Below are 769 nucleotides of genomic sequence, written 5' to 3'. Positions count from 1 at the left end.
CCGATACTGCCACGGGAAAACAGGTAAGCCGGGAGGCCCACCGCCGCCGCGCTGGAAAAACAAACAAGCTGGCGCTTCGTCAGATTGAAGGCCAGCTTTGTCTTGATTTTGGAAAGGTCTTTTGGTACTGGTACATAGGCCATTTTGGTACACCTCCTTTATTGCTTCGGGCCAGCATGACCCGAGGTTATCTTGCGGCCTCTTTGGCCGGGGCTGTGCTGCGGGCAGCTTCGGCGGCCTCTCGTCCGCTCTGCCTTGCCCGCCAGTATTCGGGGTGATACTGCCGGATGGACTGATTGAGTTTTTCTTCAAACTGTCCTTTGTCCTTAATGCGGTCAGGGATTTTCCTCAGCTTTTTGTCCAGCAGCTCCCGGAGCACTACGCTTTCCTGTGCGTCCTCCTCATAGCAGATATAGCCCTTGTCCTTGAAGCCGCATTTTTTGGCCGCTGGGGAGAGAACGGCGGCTACCTCGTTTGCCACCATCGTTCCGCCGTGGCTGGCGGTAGATACCAGAAACACCCCCGGACAGAGGGTTTCACAATTCTGCACCTCGCCCCACGGGGAGCTTTTCGGCGCATGGAACATTCCGCCCGTCCGGCTCCGGTCCGCCTGCATGAGCGCCGCCTTTTCCAAGATGGCTTTCAGTTCTGGGGAAAAATAGGCATATTCCCGAAGAACACGGGCAGCCTCCCCGCCGCAGGCGTTCATCAACAGGGTATAGGCGTCGCTGTCCGCTTTGGTACAGCGGCCCAGCAGTTTTCCGTCGTA

The 769-nt window shown here is 57.5% G+C and carries 1 protein-coding gene and 1 pseudogene; both read right to left on the bottom strand.

Going from position 1 to position 769, the window contains the following annotated elements; translation table 11 throughout:
* A pseudogene (locus tag GPK90_RS19270) lies at nucleotides 1-143 on the bottom strand (PrgI family protein); the annotation flags it as partial.
* A 44-nt stretch (nucleotides 144-187) separates the two neighbouring features.
* Nucleotides 188-769: DUF7007 domain-containing protein (locus GPK90_RS17950; protein ID WP_252197594.1), on the bottom strand; the 582-nt coding region annotated here is incomplete at its 5' end.

Source organism: Clostridium sp. MCC344, assembly GCF_018785365.1.
Lineage (GTDB): Bacteria > Bacillota > Clostridia > Lachnospirales > Lachnospiraceae > Pilosibacter.
This window is presented reverse-complemented; position numbering and strand designations above follow the sequence as displayed.